11 protein-coding genes are annotated in these 13,028 nt (G+C 46.5%); 8 read left to right on the plus strand and 3 right to left on the minus strand.

Annotated features, from left to right (window positions below; genetic code table 11):
* Positions 1 to 315 precede the first annotated feature (315 nt).
* The 7 genes from RFF05_RS08970 (at position 316) to rny (ending at position 7,452) form a co-directional block, all read left to right on the plus strand.
* Positions 316 to 1,014 (plus strand): restriction endonuclease, encoded by a 699-nt coding sequence (locus tag RFF05_RS08970; RefSeq protein ID WP_409970007.1) that lies wholly within the window; start codon positions 316 to 318, stop codon positions 1,012 to 1,014.
* Positions 1,015 to 1,050: 36 nt separating this feature from the next.
* Positions 1,051 to 2,214: an IS1595 family transposase gene (locus RFF05_RS08975; protein WP_409970008.1), complete on the plus strand. Its 1,164-nt coding sequence runs from the start codon at positions 1,051 to 1,053 to the stop codon at positions 2,212 to 2,214.
* A gap of 105 nt (positions 2,215 to 2,319) precedes the next feature.
* Positions 2,320 to 3,708, plus strand: coding sequence for an Eco57I restriction-modification methylase domain-containing protein (locus RFF05_RS08980; protein ID WP_409970009.1), 1,389 nt, complete (start codon positions 2,320 to 2,322; stop codon positions 3,706 to 3,708).
* Between the two features lie 555 nt (positions 3,709 to 4,263).
* Complete coding sequence (locus tag RFF05_RS08985) at positions 4,264 to 4,746, plus strand: GNAT family N-acetyltransferase (protein WP_409970010.1); 483 nt, start codon at positions 4,264 to 4,266, stop codon at positions 4,744 to 4,746.
* A gap of 168 nt (positions 4,747 to 4,914) precedes the next feature.
* Positions 4,915 to 5,274, plus strand: a complete 360-nt coding sequence (locus RFF05_RS08990; RefSeq protein ID WP_409970011.1) for a hypothetical protein — start codon at positions 4,915 to 4,917, stop codon at positions 5,272 to 5,274.
* Positions 5,241 to 5,654, plus strand: coding sequence for an SH3 domain-containing protein (locus RFF05_RS08995; RefSeq protein ID WP_409970012.1), 414 nt, complete (start codon positions 5,241 to 5,243; stop codon positions 5,652 to 5,654). Before RFF05_RS08990 ends, RFF05_RS08995 begins: the two co-directional genes overlap by 34 nt.
* A gap of 250 nt (positions 5,655 to 5,904) precedes the next feature.
* On the plus strand, positions 5,905 to 7,452 hold the full coding sequence (gene rny, locus RFF05_RS09000) for a ribonuclease Y (protein WP_409970013.1): 1,548 nt from the start codon (positions 5,905 to 5,907) through the stop codon (positions 7,450 to 7,452).
* A 55-nt stretch (positions 7,453 to 7,507) separates the two neighbouring features.
* Here rny and RFF05_RS09005 read toward each other — a convergent pair whose 3' ends face one another.
* Positions 7,508 to 8,926, minus strand: coding sequence for a spore germination protein (locus RFF05_RS09005; RefSeq protein WP_409970014.1), 1,419 nt, complete (start codon positions 8,924 to 8,926; stop codon positions 7,508 to 7,510).
* Positions 8,927 to 9,072: 146 nt separating this feature from the next.
* On the opposite strand from RFF05_RS09005, the gene RFF05_RS09010 reads away from it, so the two are divergent.
* Positions 9,073 to 11,010 carry a RecQ family ATP-dependent DNA helicase gene (locus RFF05_RS09010; protein ID WP_409970015.1) on the plus strand — a complete coding sequence of 646 codons (1,938 nt, stop codon included), beginning with the start codon at positions 9,073 to 9,075 and terminating at the stop codon, positions 11,008 to 11,010.
* 248 nt (positions 11,011 to 11,258) lie between these two features.
* Here RFF05_RS09010 and RFF05_RS09015 read toward each other — a convergent pair whose 3' ends face one another.
* Both RFF05_RS09015 and RFF05_RS09020 read right to left on the minus strand, forming a co-directional pair.
* On the minus strand, positions 11,259 to 12,455 hold the full coding sequence (locus tag RFF05_RS09015) for a MalY/PatB family protein (protein WP_409970016.1): 1,197 nt from the start codon (positions 12,453 to 12,455) through the stop codon (positions 11,259 to 11,261).
* Between the two features lie 72 nt (positions 12,456 to 12,527).
* Positions 12,528 to 12,986, minus strand: coding sequence for a substrate-binding domain-containing protein (locus tag RFF05_RS09020; protein WP_409970098.1), 459 nt, complete (start codon positions 12,984 to 12,986; stop codon positions 12,528 to 12,530).
* Between the last annotated feature and the right edge of the window lie 42 nt (positions 12,987 to 13,028).

A 13,028-nucleotide genomic window follows, 5' to 3' on the forward strand; every position in this document is an offset into this window, starting at 1 on the left:
CGGCTATAAAAAAAGTCCCAATTGTAGATAACGGGGCCTGGGATAATCTCTGTATAAATACTCATTTGCTTGTATATTCGCTGAATAGACACTTCTGAAAAGGGGTGTCTATTTTTTATGCCTACACCCAAACATGAAGTCCAATAATTGTAAATCCAATTTGATGTTAATGAAAAAACGGCTAACTTTAAGAAAAAAATGCTATGCATACGTCTTTAGTTTCATGCGTCAACTATAGCAGGGTACGTCTAGATATTAGAAGTATAACTTAAATCTTTTTGAGTTAAATCTTTAATACCAAGGAGACATATACGTATGTACAGTTTGGAAGACATCTGCGGAAAGACCACTAACAATAGAGAAACAGACTTCGTATTCAAAGGATGCACATCAGGATTAGACTTTGAGAATAAGGTAACCGACTTTTTAGGAAATTTAGGTTTAACTGCTGGTAGAACTAAAGCCAATGATGGCGGTGTTGATATAGTGGCTATAGTTGAAACATCTAAGAATAAACATACATTTTCAATTCAATGTAAGTATTACAACAAGCCACTAGGCAAGCATCCTATTCAAGAAATTTATGCCGGGACACGTTTCTACAATATAAACGCTATCCCAGTGGTAATTACAAATAATCGAGTTACTTGTGAGGCTCGGATATATGCCAAGAAATTGGGAGTAGAAATCATAGCAGATATTGAGTGGGATGAAATTAAGGCAACGCATAAAGAAGGTCAACAAATCAGTATGACACAGCACAAAGGGCTTATGGGACTTATCATTGCATCTATGCTTCAAGATAAAGACTATTACCTTAATAGTCTTGCTCGGAAACAGGTACAGAACAACGATTCTGAGGAGCATCTGAAAATAGAGTTAGCGGATAGATTTGATGAAGCTACAGAATGTGAGAGGGAGGCGGCAAGGCTAGAACAACAAGCATCAAAATACAAACAGCGTTCACTGACACTTCAAAAGGAGGCGATATTGCGAAACCTCAATTACATCTGAAGGGATGGTGAGCCGCAACAACTTGGAGGGCTGACTATGAGCGACTTTTTCAGTGAGTTAATGAAAAGCGTTGATAGTTTAACTGAAGAACAAATGTTACAGTTGCTATCAGCACTGGAAGTTAAAAAGGCAGGAACATCAAAAGGTAAGACAGATGAAAAAGTTGAAAACATACCTATGGCCTGCACTGGTTGTGGAAGTATAGCTATCATCAAAAAAGGTATGACTAAAACAGGAAATCAGATATATAAATGTAAGGATTGTAACAAGAAATTCTCCAGTAATACAGGGACGGCACTCTTTCGCACAAAGTTATCAGCCTCACAATGGAAGGGGTTATTACTAGGAATAGTTCAAAACTTAACCGCCAAGCAAATTGCCGAAATGATAGATTGCACGGAAAAGACTGTCCTAAACAACAAGCATAAGTTGTGCGAACTACTTAGGCAGGAGTTTGGTGAACAAGATAACCTATCGACCATCATTGAATGTGATGAAAAGTACGCACCACTATCATTCAAGGGTAAACGAGACCCCAAATTCTTCGTCTACACACTTGGTAGATTGCCACGGCACCATCGAACCCGTCAAGAGAAGATAGAATACCTAATGACCAATGGTCTATGGCAAGAATTACAAGGCGATCAAGTTAAATTAGAGGAGCTCCTTGCATCATCAAATGTACACAAGCGAGGAATTAGTAATGAACAGGTGTGTATAGTGACCTGCCGAGATAGAAATGGCGGCACGTTTATTCGTCCCATATGTATAGGCAGACCAGAAAGTGAAGACATAGCAAAAGCGTTAAATGACCGAATACCCTATGATGCCGTATTGGTTACAGATAGTCACAATGCTTACATTAGTTTTGTCGAAAAAGAACACATACATCATGAGCAAATACCTCCTGGCAAACATACCAAGGGTGCTTACAACTTAGCACAGGTTAATGCAATGCACTCTAAAATTGAAAATATGTTTTTCATCAATCCTGCCAGAAGTCCTGCCACAAAGTACCTCGACTTATACCTCATGCTGTTCTACTGGCTAGAGAAAAACAAAGCACTAACTGATAGTGATAAGGTGACAAAGTTACTAGAGATAGCAACAGATGACATTGATGAACCTATCAATCAGGTGGATTTAACAAAGAGACCCCTAGATTTTAACACCAAGGGTTTGATACCAACCAAAGTATAAGAATTTAAACTGGGCTATGTGTAACAGCATAGCCCAGTTTATTATGCGTACTTACAGGCGCACAAGTATATTGAGTAAATCGAAAGTTTGAAAGGAGGATTTTTAATGGACTTATTCAACGAATTATTTGGCAGTCGAATGGGCGACAATATCATATTTACACCGCAAAAAATCGCACTTGAAATGATAGAAGCATTGCCTGCAGAAATTTGGAACAGGCACACCAAATTCCTTGACCCCTGTTGTAAAAGTGGAATATACCTGCAAGAAATCCGTAACAAGTTGATGGCTTGTGATGACCTTATAGAAGCATACCCAGACGAGCAAGATAGGTTAGAACACATAGATACCAACCAATTATATGGACTAGCCATCAACGAAAATTGCTTATTATTGAGTACGAGAAATGTTTGCGGAAGGCTCACCGCTGATAGCAACATCCGCTACATTCAAAATTACATACAGAAAGTTAAAGATAAAAACACGGATTATAAAGAGTTAATTAAGGAGGAATTAGGCGAAGTGAAATTTGACGTAGTAATCGGAAACCCACCGTATCAAGATGGGAGCAGAAGCATTTATCCTAAGTTTATTGACCTAGGTATACAGGTTTCTAGCAGAATTGTAACAATGATTGTAAAAAATAATTGGTTAACATCAGATGATATGCAAAGTACACGAGAAAACATGCTAGGTGCTGGCCTAAATAGGATAATTAGCTATCCATTAAATAGAGAAGTTTTTACGGGTGTAAATGTAAATGTAAATATTTTCAATGTGGATAAACTTAACAGTAACTGTCAAAAAATTCAATTTACTGAGATAAAAAATGGAAATATTGTGGAACAGCATACTATTAATGCAAGAAATACGCCAATTATATTGAAAAACAAAGCAGAAGAAAGTATTGTACTTAAAGTGTTAAATAGTTCAGACTTTAAATGCTATCAAGAAAATGTGGGGACATCAAATCCTTTTGGTGTTGAAACAAACTTTAATAAAGCAACAGGATTCGGAATGCCCTTAGTTGATAAAATAGACGATTCAAATAATATTAAAATTGTACATATGCATAAAGGGAAGCCAGCTTACGTATACACAGCCAAAGAGAATATTGAAAAAGGCACGGATAAAATAGGTGATTATAAGGTGATATGTGGGGAGAAATTACATAAGAACTCTACAGTTATATCTAATGTACATGCTATAGGTAGTAATTCAATATGCACAGGCTCATGGGCATTGCTATATTCATCTAAGAGCAGAGATAAAACTATTAATGCATATCATTATATAAGGACAAAGTTTTTCAGATTTTTAGTTGGGTTAATGTGCAGTGACGGCGGGATGGCGAGGCCTACAAAGTACAGGTTTAGTTTAGTGCCCACACAAACATTAGGTGAGACATGGACAGATGATAAGCTTTACAAAAAGTACAACCTCACTCCAGATGAAATTGATTACATCGAAAAGACCATCAAGCCAATGAAATAAGCATCAAAGCCGCTACCCTCAAAACAATGATGGTAGCGGCTTTTTGTATATTATACATTAGCTTAGGCTAATCGAGCATCAGGTCTCATTAAGTATAGTTGGGACTAAAAAAAGAACGCCCACGCGTTCCCACAAAAAAATCAACCCCACCTATCTCCAACGAATAGGTGGGGTTACTTCTGTTGTTCATTTTCTAGCACGTTTGTTACCTCAACTTTACATCTATTCCGTTTCTACCCAGAGGTTGCTCTCGTTGCGTTGTACTCTCTCAATCCATGACACTTGCCGGCGAGGCTCTTTGGCCTCCTAGTTCATAACAATGATGGCAATTCGTATTTGATGGGTGACGCATAGGAGACAGCCGAAACGGGCTCAATAAGAAGTGGCCGAGCTGGGAATCATTTGATTCCGCTCTCTTCTTATGGTTAAACTATACAACACTTCTCGAGATATGTCAATACCATTTGTAAAAAGTTCATAATTTATTTTTTTAAGGACTGGCTTTATTGGTCATAAGGTAGTATAATGGAGAAAACAACAGAAAAGAGGATTCCCATGAACATTCGCACTGCCACCCTTGCCGATTTAGAGGCTGTCGCCGCCATTGAAGCCGCTTGCTTCCCTCCTGCCGAAGCCGCCAGCAAAGAAAGCTTTGCCCAACGTTTAGAGATATTCCCCGACCATTTTTGGCTGGTAGAACAAGACGGTGTTCTGGTGGGATTTTTAAACGGTGCCGTCATTGACAGCGATGTCATTCCCGATGCCTGTTACCACGACGCCAACCGCCACAATCCCAACGGCGCTTATCAAACCGTGTTCGGCATCAACACCTTGCCTCAATACCGCAAACAAGGCATTGGTGGTGCCATGCTCCACGCTATGATTGACGCCGCCAAAAAAGAAGGTCGCAAAGGCTGTATTTTAACCTGCAAAGACACACTCAAAGGATATTATGAATCTTTTGGCTATGTGTCCAAAGGTCGCTCCGCCTCCACCCACGGCGGCGCTGAGTGGAACGATATGATTTTGGAATTTTGATTAAAACATTGTAGGGCGGGGGCTTGCCCCCGCCGTTTTTCTGCGCTTGCATATCTGGGGAACGGCGGGGGCAAGCCCCCGCCCTACACGGTTCATCTCCCTCCCCTACACAATCTAATGACAGCTTGCATACACTGGAACACCCAACCTATAAAAAGGAGTGTTCCTATGCCCATCCTCTATCTCAGCCCCTCCACCCAAGAGTGGAACCCCTATATCACGGGCACTGGCTCGGAAGAATATTATATGAATTTAGTGGCAGACGCCATGATTCCCTATCTCAAGGCCAACACCATCGCCTACAAGCGCAACACCCCTGACATGACGGCCGCCAGCTCCATCCGAGACAGCAACGCTGGCTATTACGACTTCCACCTCGCCCTCCATTCCAACGCTGCCCCAGAATCTAGCGCAGGCCAAGCGCGAGGGATCATCGGCTTTTACTACCCCACCTCCACCAAAGGCAAACGGGGGCAGAGCTACTGTGCGAACAATTGCGGAAAATTTATCCCCTGCCCAGCAAGGTAGAAATACGGTCGACCACCACGCTAGGGGAAGTGCGCCAACCACAAGCCCCGTCGGTGCTGATGGAAATTGGATTCCATGACAATTACGCCGACGCCACATGGGTGGCTGGCCACATCCAAGACATTGCTGCTCAATTGGTGGCTGGACTGTGTGATTACTTCTCCCTGCCATTTATTTCCCCTTGGGGCGAACGGCAAGGTCGAGTGGATATTGCCTCTGGAACCCTAAATTTACGCAACTATCCTGCCGATACAGGCGCAATCATTGCAAATATGCCCAAAAACAGCCCTGTAACCGTATATGGCGCACAAAATGGGTGGTATAGCGTAGGTTTTAGTGCGTATTTAGGGTATGCCGCCGCCGCCCATATTGATGTTTGACAGGATTTTACAGCCCATTTGTGGAAAGTTTCTAAAAAAACCACAAAAAGGTGCGACTTTTTCTTGACATAACCAGTTAAAAGCTTTAAACTAGAAATGGACAATTGTCGCAAGGTCAACGTTTCAAACAAGGAACTACACGTTTAAACCGCGACCGCAGGATAGGGGTATCCTTGCGATTGTTTTCTATATGTATTTTGACTGAGACGTAACAGGTCTCAACACTAACAATTTTGGAGGAACCACAACCGTGACTGAACTGATTATCACCGGCGTAATTACGCTGGCAGTTGGTCTGGCTGTTGGCTTCCCTCTTGGTATTCGCTACCGTAAAATCGTGTCCGAAAAGGAAATTTCCAGCGCAGAAGCAGAAGGAACCCGCATCATCAACGAAGCCATCAAACGTGCTGAGTCTCAAAAGCGCGAAGCCCTGCTAGAAGCCAAAGAAGAGATTTTGAAAAACCGCAGCGAGTATGAAAAGGAAGTCAAAGAGCGCAGATCTGAACTGCAACGTCAAGAAAATCGACTGCAACAAAAAGAAGAAAACATGGACCGCAAAACCGAAGCCTTAGAGAAAAAAGAAGAATCTCTGGCTTCCAAACATCAACATGCCGACCAAGAAAACCAAACCATTGCCAAGCTGAAAGAAACCCAGCTCAGCGAATTGGAACGGATTTCTGGGTTCACCGTGGACGAAGCCAAGGCTTACCTCATCGACCAAGTAGAAGCCGAAGTCACCCACGAAACCGCCTTGAAAATCAAAGAAATCGAGTCTCGTATGCGCGAAGAAGCGGATATGCGTGGCAAAGAAATCGTGGCACAAGCCATCCAACGTTGCGCTGCAGATAGCGTAGCAGAAATGACCGTCAGTGTGGTGCCCCTGCCCAATGACGAAATGAAAGGCCGCATTATCGGCCGTGAAGGTCGCAACATCCGCACCATCGAAACCATGACTGGTGTGGACTTGATCATCGACGATACCCCCGAAGCCATCACCGTTTCTTGCTTTGAACCTGTGCGCCGTGAAGTGGCTCGCTTGGCACTGTCCAAGTTGATTTCCGACGGCCGCATCCACCCCACCCACATTGAAGAAATGGTGGAAAAGGCACGCAAGGAAGTGGACACCATTATCAAAGCCGAAGGCGAACGCGTCACCTTTGAAACTGGCGTCCGAAATCTTCACCCCGAACTATCCCGTATGCTGGGTCGTTTGCATTATCGCACCAGCTATGGTCAAAATGTGTTGCAACACAGCGTGGAAGTGTCCCACATTGCTGGCATGATGGCCGCAGAGTTGGGTGCCGATGTGCAAGCTGCCAAGCGCGCTGGTTTGCTCCACGATTTGGGCAAGTCTGTTGACCATGAAATGGAAGGCACCCATGTGGCTTTGGGCGTGGAATTCGCCCGTAAGTACAAGGAAAAAGAAGATATCATCCATGCCATTGAGGCTCACCATTTTGATGTGGAACCTCGTACCCTAGTGGCCTGTTTGGTGCAAGCCGCCGATGCCATTTCCGCCGCCCGTCCTGGCGCACGCCGTGAAAACTTGGAAAACTATATCAAGCGTCTGGAACAATTGGAAACCATCACTGGCACCTACCCTGGCGTGGAAAAGGCCTATGCCATCCAAGCTGGTCGTGAAGTCCGTGTCATGGTCAAACCTGAACAAGTCAGCGAAGACCAAATGGTCATTCTGGCTCGTGAGCTGTCCAAGAAAATCGAAGACGAAATGGAATACCCTGGTCAAATCAAGGTGCATCTGCTCCGTGAGACCAAAGTGGTTGACTACGCAAAATAAGCACTTACAAGGCAGAGCCGTTTGGCTCTGCCTTGTTTTTTTCTCCCAATTACGCTCACGTATTGTCCTTACTAATGGGGCGACGCACCAAAAGTCGCCCCATGGCTTTTTTATCAAAGGGGATCAAGGGGTATAAATATCCCTGCCCCACAATGGGTCGGTTGGTGGCAAGGAGCACCGCAATCACCGTAAGTCCTGCCGCAAAACCCCATACATCTGCCACGGCGATGAGGGCCAGCATCACAAGGCGCAACAGCTTAAATGCATAGCCCATTTCAAAACTGGGCTGGGCAAAACTGGCCACCGACACAAAGGCCATATACACCAGCACCTCCACGCTGAGCCACTCAGCCTGCACGGCAAAATCCCCCAGTATCAACGTGCCTAACATTGCAAAAGAACCGTTGAGCGCATCTGGTGTGTTGAGGCTGGCAAGCTTTAACACATCCACCAAAAACTCCACAATCATCAACTGCCAAAACAGCCCCAAGGTGGTGGCCTCTGGCTCAGCCAAAAAGGCCAAATACACAGGCAATCGTCCAGCTTCTTTCACCAACAAATACCACACAGGGGTGATGAACAGGGAAATCGCAAACACCGCCATCCGCAAAAGGCGCAAATAACTACCCACCAAGGGAGGAAAATAAAAATCGTTGGCCTCTTGCACAAAATCGAAAAAGCTGGTGGGGAGCAACATCACCGATGGGGAGTTGTCTACCATGAGCACAATCCGCCCCTCCATGACGCAGGCTGCCGCCGTGTCAGGACGCTCGGTGTAGCGAATTTTGGGAAATGGATTGTACCACTGCTTATGGCGGATGGACTCTGCCACGCTTTCTTGCCCCATGGACAAGGATTGGGCTTCGATGGACTGGAGTTTTGTTCGCAAGTCTGCCAAAATTTTTGTATCCACCTTGTCATCCAAATAGCAGAGCACCAAATCTGAGTGGGAACGGCTCCCCACCTGCATAGACTCCATGGTCAAATGGGGGTCACGGATGCGGCGACGGAGCAACGCCATATTGGGCACCATGGCCTCCACAAATCCATCGTGTGACCCACGGAGCACCTTCCCATCAGAAGGTTCTCCCACCCCACGACTGGGGTAATCTTTGGCGTCAATGGTGGCGGCACCATACACCCCCTCCACCAATAGCAAGGTTTTCCCCAAAAGCACCCCTGTGACAATCTCTTGGGTTGTTTTGCTCACATCCACCTCGCTAAAGGTCACAAATCGTTCCACAAAGGTCTTCATATCTGCCACTTTTTCCACATTTGCCTGTGGAATTGTAAGCCAAAAGGCGCTCATCCGCTCAATCACATCGTCTTTTCCATAACCGTCGATGAGCCAAATCCGCGCCTTACGCCCAGCGATGTGCAAATCACGACTCACCACATCACAACTGCGCCCCACCCCTAAGGTTGTGTTGAAATAATCCACATTTTGTTGATAGTATTTTGTAATTTGCTCCATAGCATCTCCTTTAGTATCCTACAAACGGACGATTTAAAGTCGCCTGTATCCCTAGTATTGCCCATGTTTCCGAGAAATATCCGTTGACATTTCCGTCCAAAATGGTATAATAATGTAGAACAAATATTCGATTGTGAGGTGCCGCCATGGAGCCCCTTTCCCTATTGAAGCATCACTTTGGGTATCAATCCTTCCGTGGTGGTCAAGAAGCTTTGATACACTCTATCCTCCAAGGCCAAGATGCCTTGGGCATCATGCCCACTGGGGCTGGCAAGTCCATTTGCTATCAAGTCCCTGCCCTTGCCATGGAGGGGATTGCACTGGTGGTATCACCGCTGATTTCCCTGATGCAAGACCAAGTGGTGGCGCTGAAACAAGCTGGCGTACCTGCTGCCTACTTTAACTCCACCCTCACCCCCAAGCAACGAGACCTAGCCTTGTACCGTGCCAGCTTGGGGCAATACAAGCTGATTTACGTAGCACCAGAACGATTGTTGACACCCAATTTCCTTGCCTTCGCCCAAAGCGCCCCCATCACCATGGTGGCCGTGGACGAAGCCCACTGCATTTCCCAATGGGGGCAAGATTTCCGCCCCAGCTATGGGCAAATCCCTCAATTCATCGCCAGTTTGCCAAAAAGGCCTGTGGTCTGTGCCTTCACCGCCACGGCTACACAAAAGGTGACTGACGATATTAAGCAATTGTTGGATTTGCAACAACCCAAGGTGTTAATCACTGGTTTTGACCGTGAAAACCTATATTTTGAAGTACAACAGCCCAAGAAAAAAATGGAGGCTCTGCTCCGATTTTTAAAGCAAAAATCAGATCAAAGCGGCATCATCTACTGCTCCACACGCAAGGCAGTGGAGGAAGTGTGCCAACAACTCAACGACCAGCGCTATTACGCCACACGCTATCACGCTGGCCTCAGTGACGAGGAACGGCGACGCAACCAAGAGGCATTTCTCTTTGACCAAATCCCCTTGATGGTGGCCACCAACGCTTTCGGCATGGGCATCGACAAGTCAAACGTGTCCTTCGTGGTTCACTACAATATGCCCAAAGACTTAGAAAGCTATTACCAAGAAGCTGGCCGTGCTGGCCGAGACGGGGCGCCAGCCCACTGTCTGCTGCTGTATAGCGGTCAAGATGTGCGCACCAATCAGTGGCTCATCGAAAACGGCAGAGACGTAGAAGCCGCCGACCCCGAAACCGCCCAAATGCTGATAAACCGCGACAAAGAACGGCTCAAGCAGATGACCTTTTTCGCCACCACGGAGCGTTGCTTACGCAATTTTATTTTGCGATATTTTGGGGAACATCCCTCCCAAGACTGCGGTCACTGCAGCACCTGCGTGCTAGGGGCACGACAGGTGGAAGCCGAGACAGGCTGGAGCAAGCGTCCTACCTCCACCAAGCGCAATTACGAGCATTCTCCGCTGAACAGCCAAGAGCAACAACTATTGCTGTGCTTACAGCGTTTGCGCAAGCATCTGGCTGACCAACAAGGGGTGCCACCATTCATGATTTTTGGCGATGCCACCATGCAGGCCATGTGTCGGCTCAAGCCAGCCAACAAATCGGAGTTTTTAGAAGTGCCCGGTGTGGGCGATGTGAAACTACAGCGCTATGGCGAAGCTTTCTTACTGGAAATCAAAGACTTTGTTCGCCGCACCTACGATGGTGTGCCACCTCCACCCCCCACCCCTGTGGCTATGGGCGCGCCTAAAAAAGCCAAAGAACAACTGCCACTGCCCACCCCAGCCATACTGGATTCCCTCCCCATTTCCCAAGAGCCCACCCATGTGTCCGCTTTGACCATGACCATCAATGGTGTGCTCAAAGAAGGGGGCTATATGGGGGTCAGCTCTTACAAAATTTTCAAATGGCTGATGAGCCAAGGGTATTTGATGGAACAAGAAACCCCAGAGGGCAAGCGAAAAGTCCCCACCCAAAAAGGGATTTACGCTGGCATTGTGGTGGAAGAGCGACAAGGTGCAGACAAAACCTACTCCGTCAACCTCTATCCCCCAGAGTTGCAACGAGAAATCATCGCCCATTTGACAGCCATCATCCAAGGATAAACGGTGCCGTACAAAACTAAAAATTCTATAAAGAACCAACGGCCCTCGTAGGGGAGCCCATTGGGCTCCCGCGCAGTCAGGTTTGATGATACGTGAAAAGTTGGGCGAATTCGTAGGAAGTGTTACGAATTCGCCCAACTTTTTATGTGCTTTGTCTGGTTCGGCACGTGAGCGCACTGCGCTCCCCTACAATGGGTGGTGCATCTTTGTTTGTTGTTTGTTTTTATGCACCATCTGTATCAAAAACTTCAGCCTTGACTTGCCCAAACAGCTTGGATAAACCGCTCCATTCCTGTTTGCACCACAGCTCTAGGGCAGGATAGGTTCAACCGTACCCACCCTTGGGCGTTGTGTAAAAACAGTCCATTTCCACCTTCTAGCAACAGCCCATAATTGGCAAACAGTAACGACATGTCCGTGTCCGCTGGCAGATACGGGTTTAAATTCACCCATGCTAAATAGGTAGCATCGGGAATTTGGAATTGGGTTAGAGGCAGATGTTGTTGTAGTAATTCCGCCACCAAGGCAAAGTTGCCGTCTAAATAGGTGCGCAATTCTTCCAGCCATGGTGCCCCGTTGGCATACGCTCCCGTGGCACCTGCTATGGACAAGGGATTGTCTACTTCTAAGCGCCAACAACTGCGAAGGGCTGGGTCAGGCAACAACACATTGGACACTTGCAAACCAGCCATATTGAAGGTTTTACTAGGTGCCAACGTCACGGCAAAATCTGTCCGTCCCTCTAGCACCTGTGCCATAGATAGGTGCTGTTTGCCTTGACGCAACAAATCGCAATGGATTTCATCACTGATGATAAACACCCCGTAGGCTTGGCACAGATTCCCAAAACGGCGCAACTCTTCTGGTTGCCAGCACCGCCCCGTAGGGTTATGGGGGCTACACAAAATAAAGGCTGTCACGGCCGGATCGGATAATTTTCGCTCTAAATCTCGCCAATCCACAGAAAACACATTGTTTTCTGCAATTAAATCACTATAGACCATGGTGGTGCCAGAGACAGTAGCGGCATGGCGGAACATTCCGTAAGACGGGGCAAGGGTGACAATTTTCTCACCGGGCTTGCAGACCAGCTTGGCAATGGCGTTCACCGCTGCCACAATCCCTGGACTGGTCAGCAGTTGCTGTGGCTCAATGGACAGGCCATAGCGATTTTTACACCAGCTATAAAAGGCCGACACATAAGCACTGTCTGTTTGGGCAGACAGTGTATATCCCAAAATCTGCTGTGACAGACGATTGAGAATCCCATCGGTGACAGCAGGCGGCGTGGCAAACGACATATCCGCCACCCACATATGAATCAAGTCGTCTTCAGGCCAGCAAAAGCCCACATCGGTCAAATGGGAGAATAAATATCCACGATAGCCCTCTGCTGTTAAGGCATGGGTGTTTTCGCGGCTAATCATTTGGTCAAAATCCAACACTACGTATCCTCATTTCTAAAAAAACCACCCTCTTCACCGTAGAGGCAACGAGGGTGGTGTATGGTATTTTGGTTATTTTATAACAGGTGCTGGTTGGTAAACAGAGGTTAAAATCTGTTCAAACACAGGTGCATCAGGGGTTTCAATCCGCTTGAGAATTTGTTGCCCAGCCACACGGCCTAGCTCTTCTACAGGCTGGATAATACAGTCTAATTTATCGGCGTACAAGTTGCTAATCTCAGACACATAGTCCACGAAGGTGACCAGTTGCACATCCTTACCAGCAACCAATCCCTTTTCTTGCAAATACATCACCACTTCAGCCCCCATCAGCCCTTGACTCACCAAAATGGCATCGCATTGTTCTGCCAGCAATTGGTCGAGACAAGTACGGGCGCTGTTTTCCATGGAGTCACCATAGCAAACCAAGGCACTGTCAGCAGGCAAACCACAGTCGGCAACTGCTTGCTCATAGGCATTGATTCGCTCCTTGGTACTAGACAGACGGGGCAGGCCACCGATGATGCCAATGCGCTTGGCCCCTTAGCTGCCAAACGGCACACAGAGCGATAA

Origin of the sequence: Bengtsoniella intestinalis, from assembly GCF_039719005.1 — a bacterium.
In the GTDB taxonomy this organism is placed as follows: domain Bacteria; phylum Bacillota; class Clostridia; order Oscillospirales; family Oscillospiraceae; genus Oscillibacter; species Oscillibacter intestinalis.

Excerpts from the sequence above, each read along its gene's own strand:
- RFF05_RS08975 (WP_409970008.1), top strand. The coding sequence starts at position 1,051 with ATGAGCGACTTTTTCAGTGAGTTAATGAAAAGCGTTGATAGTTTAACT.
- RFF05_RS08985 (WP_409970010.1), top strand. The coding sequence starts at position 4,264 with ATGAACATTCGCACTGCCACCCTTGCCGATTTAGAGGCTGTCGCCGCC.
- RFF05_RS08990 (WP_409970011.1), top strand. The coding sequence starts at position 4,915 with ATGCCCATCCTCTATCTCAGCCCCTCCACCCAAGAGTGGAACCCCTAT.
- RFF05_RS08980 (WP_409970009.1), top strand. The coding sequence starts at position 2,320 with ATGGACTTATTCAACGAATTATTTGGCAGTCGAATGGGCGACAATATC.
- RFF05_RS08970 (WP_409970007.1), top strand. The coding sequence starts at position 316 with ATGTACAGTTTGGAAGACATCTGCGGAAAGACCACTAACAATAGAGAA.
- RFF05_RS09010 (WP_409970015.1), top strand. The coding sequence starts at position 9,073 with ATGGAGCCCCTTTCCCTATTGAAGCATCACTTTGGGTATCAATCCTTC.
- RFF05_RS09005 (WP_409970014.1), bottom strand. The coding sequence starts at position 8,926 with ATGGAGCAAATTACAAAATACTATCAACAAAATGTGGATTATTTCAAC.